Genomic DNA, 12,673 nt, shown 5'->3' with positions numbered 1-12,673 from the left:
GTCAGCCGGCCTGAAGCCCGTCGAGAAGGCGCATCATCTCGGCGGAGTCCTTCGGACCAAGCCCGGCCGCGCAGAGCAGGCGGTGGATTTCGACCACTGCGCCGGTCATCGGCAATGGCGTCTTGGTCTTCAGCGCAAAAGCTTGAAGTGAATCCAGGTCCTTCAGCATGTTGTCGATTCTTCCTGTCGGGGAGAAATCGCGGGCGGCAAATTTTGCCATGAATTCCTGCATGATCCGATTGTCCGCCCGGCCGCCGGCAAGAGCTGCCGGGATGGCTGAGGGATCGACGCCGCCGGCTTCCGCGAGCTTGACGGCTTCGGCGACGGCCTGAAACAGCACCGCGCAAAGCAGCTGATTGATCAGCTTCGTGGTCTGCCCGGCGCCGGAGGCGCCCATCAGCGTGTAATTGGCGGCAAGATGCTGCATCACCACGCGCGCCCGTTCGAAATCCTCAGGGTTGCCGCCGGCCATGATCGTCAGCTTTCCGCGGAGCGCGCCCGGCACGCCGCCGGACAACGGGCAATCCACCCATGCCATGCCCGTTTCCCGGCGCAGCCGCATTGCCATGTCGGCCGTCTCGGCAGGGTCGATGGAGGACATGTCGATCAGCAGCTTGCCTTCGCTTGCCGCCGCTGCAACCCCCTTCTCGCCGAAGACGACGGCGCGCACGATGCTGGCGTGATTGAGGCTGAGCACGCAGAATTCCGACGCCGAAACGGCATTCTCCACGGAACTCGCCGCGTGGGCACCCTCGGCTGTGAGTGCCGCGACCTTTTCGGCATCGAGATCGAAGACCGATACTTTGTGCCCGGTTTCGATCAGTCGCGTGACGATCGCCGTTCCCATGATGCCCGCGCCGATGACGGCGACGTCTGCTCTATAGTCTTCCTGCATGATTATCTCCTCCCTTGACCACCACGCCGCTCAGCCCTTTGCAAGCCAGCGCCACAATATCCTCCAGCGCATTCTCGATCGCCACCGTCACGACGCCGGCTTCACCGGTCGGCGGCTCCAGCGTCTGTAACTGGCTGTCAAGCAGCGACGCCGGCATGAAGTGGCCCTGACGGGCCTGCATCCGCGACAGCAACATATCGCGCGTCCCCTCCAGAAAAACGAAGGCAAGGCGCCCGCCTGCCGCCTGACGCAGCCTATCCCGATAGGTTTTCTTCAGCGCCGAACAGGAAATCACCAATCCCTGCGACGCATTTTGCGCGGTGTTAATTTCCTCGCCGATCCGGTCAAGCCAGGGCAGCCGGTCGGCGTCGGTGAGCGGTATGCCCTCAGCCATCTTCTCGACATTGCGGGCCGGGTGGAGTTGGTCGCCCTCGACAAAACGCATGCCGTTTCGAGCCGCGATGCCCGCTCCGACCGAGGATTTGCCGCAGCCGCTCACGCCCATGACGACGACGGCCAGAGGCGGTACTACTCTTTCGAGGTCCATCGTCTTGTCTCGGTCAGAGGCAGGTCGTGATGCCGCCGTCGACATACAGCGTGTGGCCGTTGATGAAGGACGAACCGCCGCCCGACAGGAAAACGGCAGCGCCGACCAGTTCCTCGACATTGCCCCACCGTCCGGCCGGCGTCCGCTTCTCCAGCCAGGACGAGAATTCGGGATTGTCGACGAGCGCCTGGTTGAGCGGCGTCTTGAAATAACCCGGCGCAATCGCGTTGATCTGCAGGCCGTGCTTGGCCCAGTCGGCGCACATGCCGCGGGTCAGATTGCGCACCGCGCCCTTGGTCGCCGTATAGGGAGCAATGCCGGGGCGGGCGAGTTCGCTTTGAACCGAAGCGATGTTGATGATCTTGCCCTTGCCGCGGGCGATCATGGCTTTGGCAGCCGCCTGGCCGACGTAAAACACGCTCGAAATATTGGTGGTCAGCAGCAGTTCCCATTTGTCCGCCGGGAAATCTTCCAGCGGGCTACGAAACTGCATGCCGGCATTGTTAATCAGGATGTCGAGCGGCCCGATATCGGCTTCGACCGCGTCGATGCCCTGGTTGGCCGCATCCTTGCTGGTCACGTCGAAGATCGCCGCATGGGCAGACAGGCCCTGAGCCTTGAGGCTCTCGACTGCGCGCTTGACGCTTTCGGGCGTGCGGCCGTTGATGATGACCTCGGCGCCGTGCTGGGCCAGGCCTTCCGCCAAGGCATAGCCAATCCCCTGGCTCGAGCCGGTGATCAGGGCAAGCCGCCCGGTCAGATCAAACAGGTTCTTCATGCAATAACTCCTCCAGTGTCGCTGCGAATGACCGCTTATACCGCCACTCGCGCTGGAACTCACTTGACATCCCACTTTCGAATTATATGTTATCGATAACATAATCAACTGTCAAAATGCGGGACGGAGACGGAATGGCTGAGGTAGAAATCTTGATGACCGGAGCCTATCCGGAATGGGACATGGTGGATCTCGAGGCAAACTATCGCGTCCATCGCCTTTGGGAAGCAGCAGACCGGCAGGAACTGATCGCAAGGGTCGGCAAGGATATTCGCGCCATCGCCACACGCGGTGAACTCGGCGCTTCTGCCGATCTCATGGCGCAACTGCCGACACTGGAAATCGTCTCCTGCTACGGCGTCGGCACCGACGCGATCGACCTCTCTTATGCCCGCGCCAACGGCATTCGCGTAACCAATACCCCCGATGTGCTCACCGAAGATGTCGCCGATATCGCCATTGGGTTGCTGCTTGCCACGGCGAGACAGGTTCCGCAGGCTGATGTTTTCGTCCGCTCCGGCCAATGGGGCAGTGTCGCCATGCCGCTGGTGACGCGCGTCTCCGGCAAGAAGGTCGGGATTGTCGGCATGGGCCGGATCGGCAAGGCAATCGCCAAAAGGGCGGCCGGTTTCGGCTGCGACATCGCTTATTTCGCCCGCCACGAGCACACGGATGTCGCCTATGCCTACCAGCCCAACCTGTTGGCGCTTGCGGATTGGGCCGATTTTCTGATCGTCATCGTCCCGGGAGGGGAGGCGACCAGCAAGATCATCAACGCCGATGTGCTTAAAGCCCTCGGCCCCAACGGCATTTTGATCAATGTTTCGCGCGGGACGACCGTCGATGAAGAGGCGCTGATCGCAGCACTGCAAGACCGTAGCATTCAGGCTGCAGGCCTCGATGTCTTCCTGAACGAACCCAAGATCGATGCGCGTTTCCTGGCGCTCCAAAACGTCGTGTTGCAGCCCCATCATGGCTCCGGTACCGTCGAGACACGAAAGGCCATGGGCCAACTGGTCAGAGACAATCTCGCTGCGCATTTTGCCGGTCGCGCGCTTCCAACCCCCGTCGTGTGAGGATTTCGATATGAAAGCCATCGTCATTCATGCCGCCAAGGATCTCAGGATCGAAGAGCGCGAGCCGGAAGTTGCAGGCGCGGGACAGGTTGAGATTGCCATCGAAGCCGGCGGCATCTGCGGTTCCGACCTGCACTATTATAATCATGGCGGTTTTGGCACCGTTCGTCTGCGCGAACCGATGATCCTCGGCCATGAGATTGCCGGCACAGTCAAGGCACTGGGCGCCGGCGTTGCCGATCTTGCCGTGGGAGACCGTGTTGCGGTTTCCCCAAGCCGGCCGTGCAACCATTGCCAATATTGCCTGAAGGGACAGCAGAACCACTGCCTTAACATGCGGTTTTATGGCAGCGCCATGCCGATGCCGCATATTCAGGGCGGTTTTCGCCAACGGCTGGTGGCGGAGCGCTGGCAATGCCACAAGGTCGCTGAGGGCATTTCCATTCACGAGGCCGCCTTCGCCGAACCCTTTGCCGTAACTTTGCATGCGGCAAACCGCGCCGGATCGCTGCTGGGCAAACGCGTGCTGGTCACCGGCTGCGGCCCGATCGGGATGTTGGCAATCGTTGCGGCACGTGTTCTCGGCGCCCGCGAAATCGTCGCGACTGATGTAACCGATAGCGTTCTGGCCATCGCCCGCACCAGCGGCGCGGATCGAACGATCAATGTTGCCACGCATGCTTCCGACCTTGCCGCTTACAGCGCCGAAAAGGGATATTTCGATGTGATGTTCGAGGCGTCGGGCAATGAGCGGGCGGTGCGGGCAGGCCTGGAGACACTGAAGCCTCGCGCCGTTCTGGTGCAACTGGGCCTTGGCGGCGATGTCTCCATCCCACAGAACATGATCGTCGCCAAAGAAATCGAGATGCGCGGGACGTTCCGTTTTCACGAGGAATTCGGGCTCGCCGTCGAGCTGATCAATGCGCGCCGCGTCGATCTGAAACCGCTGCTGACCGGCGTTTTTGCCATCGATGAGGCGGTTGCCGCCTTTGAGCTGGCAGGTGACCGCAGCAAATCGATGAAAGTGCAGATCGCCTTCTGATATCGGCATCCGACTATCGGGCGGCGCTGCGGCCCGTGCTTTCGCGCAGGACGACCCTGTAGCCCGTCAATATGATCTCGTCGCCGGTCGCCTCGCCGCTGCCCTGCAGCGCGTCCAGCAGGCGGGCGGCGGCCTGACGGCCGATGCCGTAACAATCGACATTGATAGTCGTGATGCTGGGATGACAGATTGACGAGATCTCGTAGTCGCCAAAACCGGCAATGGCGATATCACCCGGCACTTTCATTCCCCTGCGCTTGCATTCCATGATCGCACCGAAAGCGGAAAGGTCGGAGACGCAGAGAACGACTTCCGTGTCCGGCCAGCGCTCCAGCAAGCTGACGATCGCCTGGCCGCCCTGTTCCATGGTGATCGGCGGCACGCCGAAGGAAATCATCCGTCCCGGTCCCAGGCCGAGTTCTTCGACAGCCTTCTGGAAACCGCTTCGCCGCTGACTGCCGCGCGTATCGCGTGCCGTCGTTCCGCCGATATAGCCGAACTTCTGGTATCCCTGGCTGGCAAGCGCCCGCACCAGAAGAGCCATCGCCTCGCTGTTGGAAAAGCCGACGACATGATTGATCGGGTCTTCCGGAAGCTCCCAGGTTTCGACAACAGGAATGCCGGCTTTTGCAAGCATCCGCCGGGCGCGTGCCGTGTGCGAACCACCCGTCAGGATAATGCCTTCAGGGCGTCGGCGCAGCATTGCCTCGATCAGCTCTTCTTCTTTCTCCGCCGCATAGTCGGTATAGCCGAGAAGCAGCTGGAGGCCGGTATTCTCCAGCGCATCGGTGATGCCGCGCGCGGTGTCGGAAAAATTCGAATTGTTGATGGAGGGCACCAGCGCGGCGATGAAGCCGCTGCGCCTCGACGAAAGACTGCCGGCGGACAGGTCGAGCACGTAGCCGAGCGCGTCGACGGCTTCCATGATGCGCTTTCGGGTCTCCTCGGAAACGCTCGCGTCCTGGCGGAAGGCCCGCGAAACGGTCATGGCGGATACGCCGACATATTTGGCGACCTCCGCCATCGTCAGCTTCTGAGCGTCTCCGGGCTTCAGACGCTTGTCTTTCGGCTGATCCTCGTTTTTCACTGGTCTCCGCTTTCAAACACGCTTCCTGCGCTCGACAATCCAGACACGATAAAGTTATCGCTATCATCGCACAATCGATATTTTCACAGGAATGCGTCACTTTCCCCTGCAAGAACCAGCGTTCCTGGTGCATTCACAGGAACGCCAACAGGTCGATGGCTATACGAAGCCCACAAAACACGACATTATGGTATCGATAACACTCGACAGACGGAGGAACAGATGTTCGGGGAAATTGACGGTACGGGTTTTGAGGTTCTCGACCCGCGCTTTGAAAGCTGCTTCGTCGGTCACGCACGCGTCGAGCGGCTTTGGACCGGCGGCCGCTGGCTGGAGGGACCGGCCTGGTTTGCCGCCGGGCGTTATCTGGTTTTCTCGGATATCCCTAATAACCGAATGATGCGCTACGACGACACCGGCGGCCATACATCGATCTTCCGGTCCCCCAGCAACAATTCGAATGGCAATACCGTCGACAATCAGGGCCGGCTCATCACCTGCGAGCACCTGACGCGCCGCGTCACCCGAACCGACTTCAACGGCAAGGTCAGTATTCTCGCCGACCGAATTGCCGGCAAGCGGCTCAATTCTCCAAACGACGTCACCGTCAAATCCGATGGGACCATCTGGTTCACCGACCCGAGCTACGGCATCCTTCACGACTATGAAGGCGACTATGGCGAAGAGGAAATCGGCGGATGCCACGTCTACCGGCACGACCCGGCAACAGGCGCAACTGACCGGGTGGCGTCCGATTTCGTCAAGCCGAACGGGCTGGCTTTCTCCCCTGACGAAACGGTGCTCTATATCGCCGATACCGGGGCATCGCACCTGTCCGGCGGTCCGCGTCATATCAGAAAGCTCGCTGTATCCGGTGATGGAAAGCTCACCGATCTCGGCATTTTTGCCGAATGCACCTCAGGCTTTTTCGATGGCTTTCGCGTCGACCGGTCGGGAAGGATCTGGACGAGCGCCGGCGATGGTGTGCACGCCTATGATCGCGATGGCACGCTGATTGGAAAGATCCATATTCCCGAGATCGTCTCCAATGTCGCCTTCGGCGGCGAGAAACTGAATCGCCTGTTCATCACGGCAACAACGTCCCTTTACGCTGTCTACCTTACGGCCAACGGCTCAAGACTGGGATAATCGCTAAACCGCCTCTCAGGCGGCCTCGTTTGTTGACAAACTTTCCTCCGTCATGCTCGGCCTTGTGCCGAGCAGCTGACGACAATAATTGCTTGACGGGAAAACGTTTATTTTCAGTGATTTAATTGGGCAGACGTAGATCCTCGGCACAAAGCCGAGGATGACGTCGCGGGTTTTGCAGTGGTTTGCCCGCAAGCCTGAGGCCGCCTTTTACCAGCGCACGGGCGCTTCTTCCCTATTGCTGGCTGAGTCCGTCAGCCAATCTGATGAGCCCGAGGAAATCCGACCTGTAGCCGAAGGGATCCGTGCCCCGTGATGCCGCAGCGAGATCAGCAATCGCCTGATAGGGATAGGTATCGAGGGCGCTGGTGCCGCTCAGTTTCTGGCCGAAGGCGGCGACGGCCACCGAGAAGCGGACGTCCTGCGGCGCTGCGTCGACGGTGGCGACCGCGTTGCCGTCACCGACAGGGGTGGTGATGAGGGCGCTCTTGTCTTCGCCCGGCCGCTTGTAGCGCATCTTGACGAAGGCAAGCTCGCCGCCATGAGCGCTGTCGGAGGCCTCTGCCGGCGCTTTGTCGGCCGTGCCGTAACGCAGGTCGTCATTCATGACGGCGGGGCTTCCCTTGAGCGTAATCTCATAGATCGCCGTGACGCTGTGGCCGGAACCGATATCGCCGGCATCGACACGGTCATTGTTGAAATCCTCGCGTCTGAGGGCGCGTGTCTCGTAACCGATCAGCCGGTATTCGGCGATCCGCTCCGGATTGAACTCGACCTGGAACTTCACATCCTTTGCGATCGGAAACAGTGTCGACCCGGCCTCTTCGACCAGCGTCTTCTGCGCTTCCGCCAAGGTGTCGATATAGGCGGCGCTGCCATTGCCGTTCTGCGCCAGCGTCTGCATCAGGGAATCGTTGAGATTGCCGCGCCCGAAACCGAGAATGGTGAGGAAAATGCCGTCCTTGCGTTTTTCCTCGATGATGCGCTTCAAATCCTCGTCGCTCGACGGGCCGACATTGAAGTCGCCGTCCGTCGCCAACATCACCCGGTTGACGCCGTCTTTGACGAAGGCCTGTTTGGCAAGGTCGTAGGCCGCCTCGATGCCTTCGGCGCCGCCGGTCGAACCTCCAGCTTCCAACCTGTCGATTGCCGAAAGGATCTTCGACTTCTCCATCACGCGTGTCGGCTGAAGCACTGTCCCGGCATTGCCGGCATAGGTGACGATCGAGACGGTATCGTCAGCCTTCAGCCTGTTGACCAGAAGGCGGAAAGCGCTTTTCAACAGCGGCAGCTTGTCCGGCTCGTCCATCGAGCCCGACACGTCGATCAGAAAGACCAGATTGGCGTGCGGCGCAGTCGCCGGCGCGATGTCATAACCCTTGATCGCCACATGCATCAATTCCGTGTCGTGGTTCCACGGCGTCGGCATCACTGTCACGGTCGCTTTGAAGGGCTGGTCGGCCTTATCGGGGCCTGGCCAGTCATAAGGGAAATAATTGATCATCTCCTCGACACGAACCGATTGCGGATCGGGCATCGCCCCGCCCGTCAACGACCGGCGGACGAAGGAATAGGATGCGCTGTCGACATCGGCGGAGAAGGTCGACACCGGGTCGGTCGCGACACTCTTGATCGGGTTTGCCGCGGCATTGGCAAAGCGCTCGTGATTGGGATCAAGTTGAATCTGGGCACGTCCGTCCGCCGGCGGTACAGGCAAGGGGGCGACAGCGGCCATCGGTTCGGCCAACTGCTGGGGGGGGGCAATTCCGGGAGTAACGGTCACGGAGCGTTTGGCCCCGCCGAGCGCCGTGGCGGAACCCTCCGACCTATTCAGAAGAGTCGACATTTCATCGGTATCGAATTCAGAGGTCTTGGGCTTCGCGGCAGCTTGCTGCTCCTTGTCCTGCAATGTTTGGGCGCTGCTGGCGGCCGACGATCGAGCCAGCTTGTTCTCTTCGGCCGCTGCCTCGGGAAGTTGAGGCGCAACTGTGACCGGTTTCGCCGTCTGGCCTGCCGGTGCGGCCGGTTTCGACGCTGCATTCTGCGAAAGATTGCCGGCAATCTCAGTCTGGTCGACGATCGGCGATCCGTTGCGGGTCAGTTCGACGGTGAGATAACCCGCGGCGGGAATGACGAGCAGCGTCGCAAGCGCTGAACCGGCGAGGAATTTCTTATTCATGGCTGGGCTCCATATCCAGTTGATGATGGAGCTTTGACGCCAGCCTTTCGCATTTCCTTGGGCTGCCGCCGCATTATTTTCTGCGCCGTCGAAGGCCTGCATCGCCGCGGCAAGGGCGCGCGCGCGCGCCTGCGGATCGGCTGCCGGCCGGGTGAGGCGGGAGAGCTTTTCGAGTTCCTTGTCCATCATACCTCTTCCTTGCCGAGCATGGCCTTCAGCCGCTTGCGCGCCTCGTGGACCTGCCAGGACACGGTCGTTTCCGAGCAGCCCATGACATCGGCGGCAGCTGAATGGCTGAGGCCTTCGCCATAGACGAGCAGCACGGCGTCGCATTGCCGTTCCGGCAAAGCGCGCACGGCGGCCCACAATTCGCTCGATACCTGGTCGTCGTTTCCGCCTGGCGAATCCTGTTGCGGCTCGGCGGCATAGGCGCGGAATGTCTGCTCTTCTCTCGCAAGCTTGCGCCTATGATCGCGGGCCGCATTGAGCGTCAGCGTATAGAGCCATGTCCTGAAGCGGCTGGCGCCACGAAAGCCGCGAATGGCGGCGCCGAGTTTGACGCAGACCTCCTGGGCGATGTCGTCGGCGTCGGTGGAACTGCCCGACCACCGCCATGCCGCCGCATGGACGAAATCATAATGGCGCGAGACCAGTTGCCCGAAGGCCTCTCGGTCGCCGCCCTGCGCTCGTTCTATGAGCTCCGCATCCAATTCCGCACCTACCCCCAAGCTATCCAGCAAGATGCTATTTCGAGATTGAGACGTTTCTCCGAAGGCATTCCTTGGGTCGACGACGAAAAAATATCGGATTTTTTGAAAAAAAGCCGAAACCTGGAAATGCGGGTTCAAAATAATCGAGTGTCGCGACATTCATGGGTCGCGGCCAGACAGATTGCTTCCGTCACATTGACGCATGATGAGCGCAGAGTCGGCCAGGGACATGGGTCTGCATGTTCCAAATCGAAAGGACCTTCAATGTCCGCTCCATCGCCTGCGCCCACCGAAAGGGGCATCCTGCAGTTTCTTGAGATCTGCGATAGCTTCTATCCCGCCGACGCCGTTGACGCGTCGGTCGAGCAACAGCGGCATTGGTATGACGCTCTTTGCGCCCGCTTTGACCGCCCGCTGCCCCCGGAGATGATCTTTGCCGACGGCATGCTCCAGCGCATACCGATCCGGCGCTATCGTCCGCGGAAGATCGTCACGCGGACCATCCTGCTCTATCTGCATGGCGGCGGTTTCGTTGTCGGGTCGCTCGAGAGCCACCATGCCATCTGCGCCGAGATTGCCGATTTTGCCGGCGCGGAACTCGTTTCCGTCGATTACCGGCTGGCCCCGGAATATCGCTGGCCGGCACAGACGGATGACGGCTTTACCGTGTTGAAGCATCTGCTTTCCGCCAACAGCAAGGTCGTCCTGATCGGCGACAGCGCCGGCGGCAATCTCGCGGCGGGCCTTGCACTGCGTGCACGCGACGAGGGCCTGTCAGGCCTCATTGGCCAGGTCCTGATCTACCCCGCGCTCGGTGGGGACCTTGCGACAGGCTCTTACGTCGAGATGGCCGAAGCCCCAGGGCTGACGACGGCGGATGTCGCCTATTACCGCGACATCCTGCAGGCGCCTGATGGAAATGAGATCGCCGAGCCGCTACAGGCAGCTTCGCTGGCCGGGCTGCCGCCGGCCTTCATCACGGTGGCGCATTTCGATCCTCTCCGCGACGACGGCCGGCACTATGCCGCCCGGCTCACTGCCGAGGGCGTCGAAGTCTGGTTCCGGGAGGAACCGCAGATGGTGCATGCCTGGCTGCGCGCCCGCCACATCAGCGATGGCGCACGCGATGGCTTCCATGCCGTCTGCGAGGCCGTCCGGCATTTCGCAGCACCCTGACGATCACATCAGGTCGCGTGGGATCCGCTTTTCCGCAAAGACCTTTTCGAAGATCTGCACGTCGTCCTCGAAAGCGGTGACGACGGCGCTGATGATCCAATCGGTCGCAGTGCAGGCAATCCGTGCCGTTGAGACGGTGCGGACGAACCAGCCGGGGCGGCGCATGTCGCAGGTCCAGGTCGATGTTCCCGTCATCGACAGCGGATCATCCGGTGAAATCGACCAGACTTCCTCGCGCAACTGCCGGGTCGACAGGCCCGTCTGCGGATGTTCGTGGAGCCCGGTATCCTCGTGGATGCGATACTCCGTCCGGTTGGCCGAGAGGTCGCGGACGACCCGCCGTTTCGTCGCAGCCGCCGCATGCTCAATGTATTTTGGCAGAGGATCGGGATTGGCCGGTTCGTCGATTTCGATCCTGCGATGGTCGCCGAGCACCGGCAGCCCCAGGCCGAGCGACGCCATATCGATCTCGATCCCCTCATCCTCAGGCGGCGGAAGGATCATCGGCCAATAGGCCGTCGACAGCGAAAGACGGATGCGATGCCCCTTGCGGAAGCGATAACCGCAGGCGTCGAGCGCGAGCCGGATCGACACCGTCTCGCCCGGGATCAGCGGCTTGGGATCGGCATTGCCGTCGCGGTGGGTGAGATTGACGACGCCGAAGGCGACACGCGTGGCCGTGCCATCCGGATGGATGTCGACCAGCCGGGCGCAGAGATTGCCGCCCGCCCCGCCGGGACGTAGCGCAAGCGTCAGCACCGGCCGGCCGAGATAGTCGCAATCGCCGGCAAGCGGCATCGTATCGAAAACCAATGAGCCGGCATCGTCCGAGCGCTGATCGACCGCCATTTCGGCATCCGGCTTCAGCGTGAAATATTCCCCGGATGCCGTCCCGGTGTCGAGGGGAGATCTCACATAGACGGGATGTTCGGGCGCATGCGGGATCGGCATGCCCTCCGTCAGCCTGCCGAATTGCTCTACATAGAAGCATTGCATGTGCGGCGGCGTCCAGACATCCTTGGCGATCCAGAAACCCGGATCGCTGTCACGGCGCAGCGCAGGGCGGATGGCATCGAGAATATAGGCACGGACCTGCGGCAGCCCGTCGATGCCGTTGTCCTCGTCACGCAGCCACTTGTTCCACCAGGCGATCGCTTCGCCGTGGAAATCCGTGCGCGGTTTCGGCCAGGCGAAGTGCGGGTATTTGTGCACCCAGGGGCCGATCAACGCCTTGGCTTTATCGCCCAGGCCCTCGACCGCCATCAGCGGCGTGTTGCGGTAGCCATCGGCCCAGCCGGCGATCACCAAGGTTGGGATCTCGACGCTTGAAAAATCCTCTGAGATCGAACCGTGACGCCAGAAATCGTCGCGCCGCTGGTGGGCCAGCCACTCCTCCATGAAGAAGGGTTCGCCTGCCAAGCGCTCCAGCCACATTTCCTTCCAGCGCTCGCCGACCAGGGCCGGATCGGGGGCACGCGACTGGTAGCCGAGCATCGTCGCTGCCCAGGAGAGCTGGGCCGAGAGATGGCAGCCGTTCTTGTAGTGGATATCGTCATTGTAGCGGTCGACGGTCGAGGCGATCGAGATGACGGCTTTCAGCGCCGGCGGGCGCAATGCCGCAACCTGCAGGCTGTTGAACCCGCCCCAGGAGATGCCCATCATGCCGACCGAGCCGTTCGACCATGGCTGGGCGGCAATCCAGGCGATCAGCTCGCAGGCATTGGCAAGCTCGAGCTCGGTATATTCGCCGTCGATGACGCCATCGGATTCTCCCGATCCCCGGATATCGACGCGCACGCCGGCAATGCCTGCGGCCGCAAACACTGGATAGGTCGACTCGTCCCTAAGGCAGGTTCCATCGCGTTTGCGATAGGGCAGGAGTTCGAAGACGGCGGGAACAGGATCCTGCTCCGCGCCGTCGGGCATCCAGATGCGCGCGGCAAGCCGCGTTCCGTCCTTCAGCGTGATCCATTCATTTTCGATGGTGGCGAAGCCGCGCGAGCCCATGTTTATTCCTTTCAGTGATCGGCCGAT

General features: G+C 61.4%; 11 protein-coding genes. 4 read left to right on the top strand and 7 right to left on the bottom strand.

The window, feature by feature from the left end:
* Position 1: 1 nt before the first annotated feature.
* The 3 genes from GR197_RS20730 to GR197_RS20720 are packed head-to-tail and all read right to left on the bottom strand — an operon-like array spanning position 2 to position 2,220.
* Entirely contained in the window at positions 2 to 895 is an 894-nt protein-coding gene (locus GR197_RS20730) for an NAD(P)-dependent oxidoreductase (protein ID WP_164012912.1), read from the bottom strand.
* Entirely contained in the window at positions 879 to 1,442 is a 564-nt protein-coding gene (locus GR197_RS20725; RefSeq protein ID WP_164012909.1) for a gluconokinase, read from the bottom strand. The genes GR197_RS20730 and GR197_RS20725 overlap by 17 nt, the downstream gene beginning before the upstream one ends.
* A 13-nt stretch (positions 1,443 to 1,455) precedes the next feature.
* Positions 1,456 to 2,220, bottom strand: coding sequence for an SDR family oxidoreductase (locus GR197_RS20720; RefSeq protein WP_164012907.1), 765 nt, complete (start codon positions 2,218 to 2,220; stop codon positions 1,456 to 1,458).
* A 134-nt stretch (positions 2,221 to 2,354) separates the two neighbouring features.
* Between GR197_RS20720 and GR197_RS20715 the strand changes: the two genes are divergently transcribed.
* Both GR197_RS20715 and GR197_RS20710 read left to right on the top strand, forming a co-directional pair.
* Positions 2,355 to 3,296, top strand: coding sequence for a 2-hydroxyacid dehydrogenase (locus tag GR197_RS20715; RefSeq protein WP_164012905.1), 942 nt, complete (start codon positions 2,355 to 2,357; stop codon positions 3,294 to 3,296).
* A gap of 10 nt (positions 3,297 to 3,306) precedes the next feature.
* Complete coding sequence (locus GR197_RS20710; protein ID WP_164012903.1) at positions 3,307 to 4,338, top strand: L-idonate 5-dehydrogenase; 1,032 nt, start codon at positions 3,307 to 3,309, stop codon at positions 4,336 to 4,338.
* 13 nt (positions 4,339 to 4,351) lie between these two features.
* Here GR197_RS20710 and GR197_RS20705 read toward each other — a convergent pair whose 3' ends face one another.
* On the bottom strand, positions 4,352 to 5,425 hold the full coding sequence (locus tag GR197_RS20705) for a substrate-binding domain-containing protein (RefSeq protein WP_164012901.1): 1,074 nt from the start codon (positions 5,423 to 5,425) through the stop codon (positions 4,352 to 4,354).
* 222 nt (positions 5,426 to 5,647) lie between these two features.
* Between GR197_RS20705 and GR197_RS20700 the strand changes: the two genes are divergently transcribed.
* Positions 5,648 to 6,574 (top strand): SMP-30/gluconolactonase/LRE family protein, encoded by a 927-nt coding sequence (locus GR197_RS20700; protein WP_164012899.1) that lies wholly within the window; start codon positions 5,648 to 5,650, stop codon positions 6,572 to 6,574.
* Positions 6,575 to 6,809: 235 nt separating this feature from the next.
* Here the strand turns inward: GR197_RS20700 and GR197_RS20695 are convergent, their stop codons facing one another.
* Positions 6,810 to 8,942, bottom strand: coding sequence for a vWA domain-containing protein (locus GR197_RS20695; protein ID WP_164012897.1), 2,133 nt, complete (start codon positions 8,940 to 8,942; stop codon positions 6,810 to 6,812).
* The gene (locus tag GR197_RS20690) at positions 8,939 to 9,463 is read right to left on the bottom strand and encodes an RNA polymerase sigma factor (RefSeq protein ID WP_164013067.1); all 525 of its coding nucleotides are present in this window, start codon (positions 9,461 to 9,463) and stop codon (positions 8,939 to 8,941) included. Before GR197_RS20690 ends, GR197_RS20695 begins: the two co-directional genes overlap by 4 nt.
* A 264-nt stretch (positions 9,464 to 9,727) precedes the next feature.
* Here GR197_RS20690 and GR197_RS20685 point away from each other — a divergent pair, with 264 nt between their 5' ends.
* Complete coding sequence (locus GR197_RS20685) at positions 9,728 to 10,639, top strand: alpha/beta hydrolase (protein WP_164012896.1); 912 nt, start codon at positions 9,728 to 9,730, stop codon at positions 10,637 to 10,639.
* Positions 10,640 to 10,642: 3 nt separating this feature from the next.
* On the opposite strand, the gene GR197_RS20680 is transcribed toward GR197_RS20685, so the two are convergent.
* Positions 10,643 to 12,646 (bottom strand): CocE/NonD family hydrolase, encoded by a 2,004-nt coding sequence (locus GR197_RS20680; protein WP_164012894.1) that lies wholly within the window; start codon positions 12,644 to 12,646, stop codon positions 10,643 to 10,645.
* Between the last annotated feature and the right edge of the window lie 27 nt (positions 12,647 to 12,673).

Origin of the sequence: Rhizobium phaseoli (assembly GCF_010668805.1) — a bacterium.
Taxonomy (GTDB): domain Bacteria; phylum Pseudomonadota; class Alphaproteobacteria; order Rhizobiales; family Rhizobiaceae; genus Rhizobium; species Rhizobium phaseoli_A.
Note: the sequence above shows the minus strand (reverse complement) of the source record. Positions and strands in the feature narration are given on the sequence as shown.

What these genes read in the sequence shown, in the direction of transcription:
- GR197_RS20695 (WP_164012897.1), bottom strand. Translation starts at nt 8,942, where the DNA reads ATGATGGACAAGGAACTCGAAAAGCTCTCCCGCCTCACCCGGCCGGCA.
- GR197_RS20720 (WP_164012907.1), bottom strand. Translation starts at nt 2,220, where the DNA reads ATGAAGAACCTGTTTGATCTGACCGGGCGGCTTGCCCTGATCACCGGC.
- GR197_RS20730 (WP_164012912.1), bottom strand. Translation starts at nt 895, where the DNA reads ATGCAGGAAGACTATAGAGCAGACGTCGCCGTCATCGGCGCGGGCATC.
- GR197_RS20680 (WP_164012894.1), bottom strand. Translation starts at nt 12,646, where the DNA reads ATGGGCTCGCGCGGCTTCGCCACCATCGAAAATGAATGGATCACGCTG.
- GR197_RS20710 (WP_164012903.1), top strand. Translation starts at nt 3,307, where the DNA reads ATGAAAGCCATCGTCATTCATGCCGCCAAGGATCTCAGGATCGAAGAG.
- GR197_RS20725 (WP_164012909.1), bottom strand. Translation starts at nt 1,442, where the DNA reads ATGGACCTCGAAAGAGTAGTACCGCCTCTGGCCGTCGTCGTCATGGGC.
- GR197_RS20715 (WP_164012905.1), top strand. Translation starts at nt 2,355, where the DNA reads ATGGCTGAGGTAGAAATCTTGATGACCGGAGCCTATCCGGAATGGGAC.
- GR197_RS20700 (WP_164012899.1), top strand. Translation starts at nt 5,648, where the DNA reads ATGTTCGGGGAAATTGACGGTACGGGTTTTGAGGTTCTCGACCCGCGC.
- GR197_RS20685 (WP_164012896.1), top strand. Translation starts at nt 9,728, where the DNA reads ATGTCCGCTCCATCGCCTGCGCCCACCGAAAGGGGCATCCTGCAGTTT.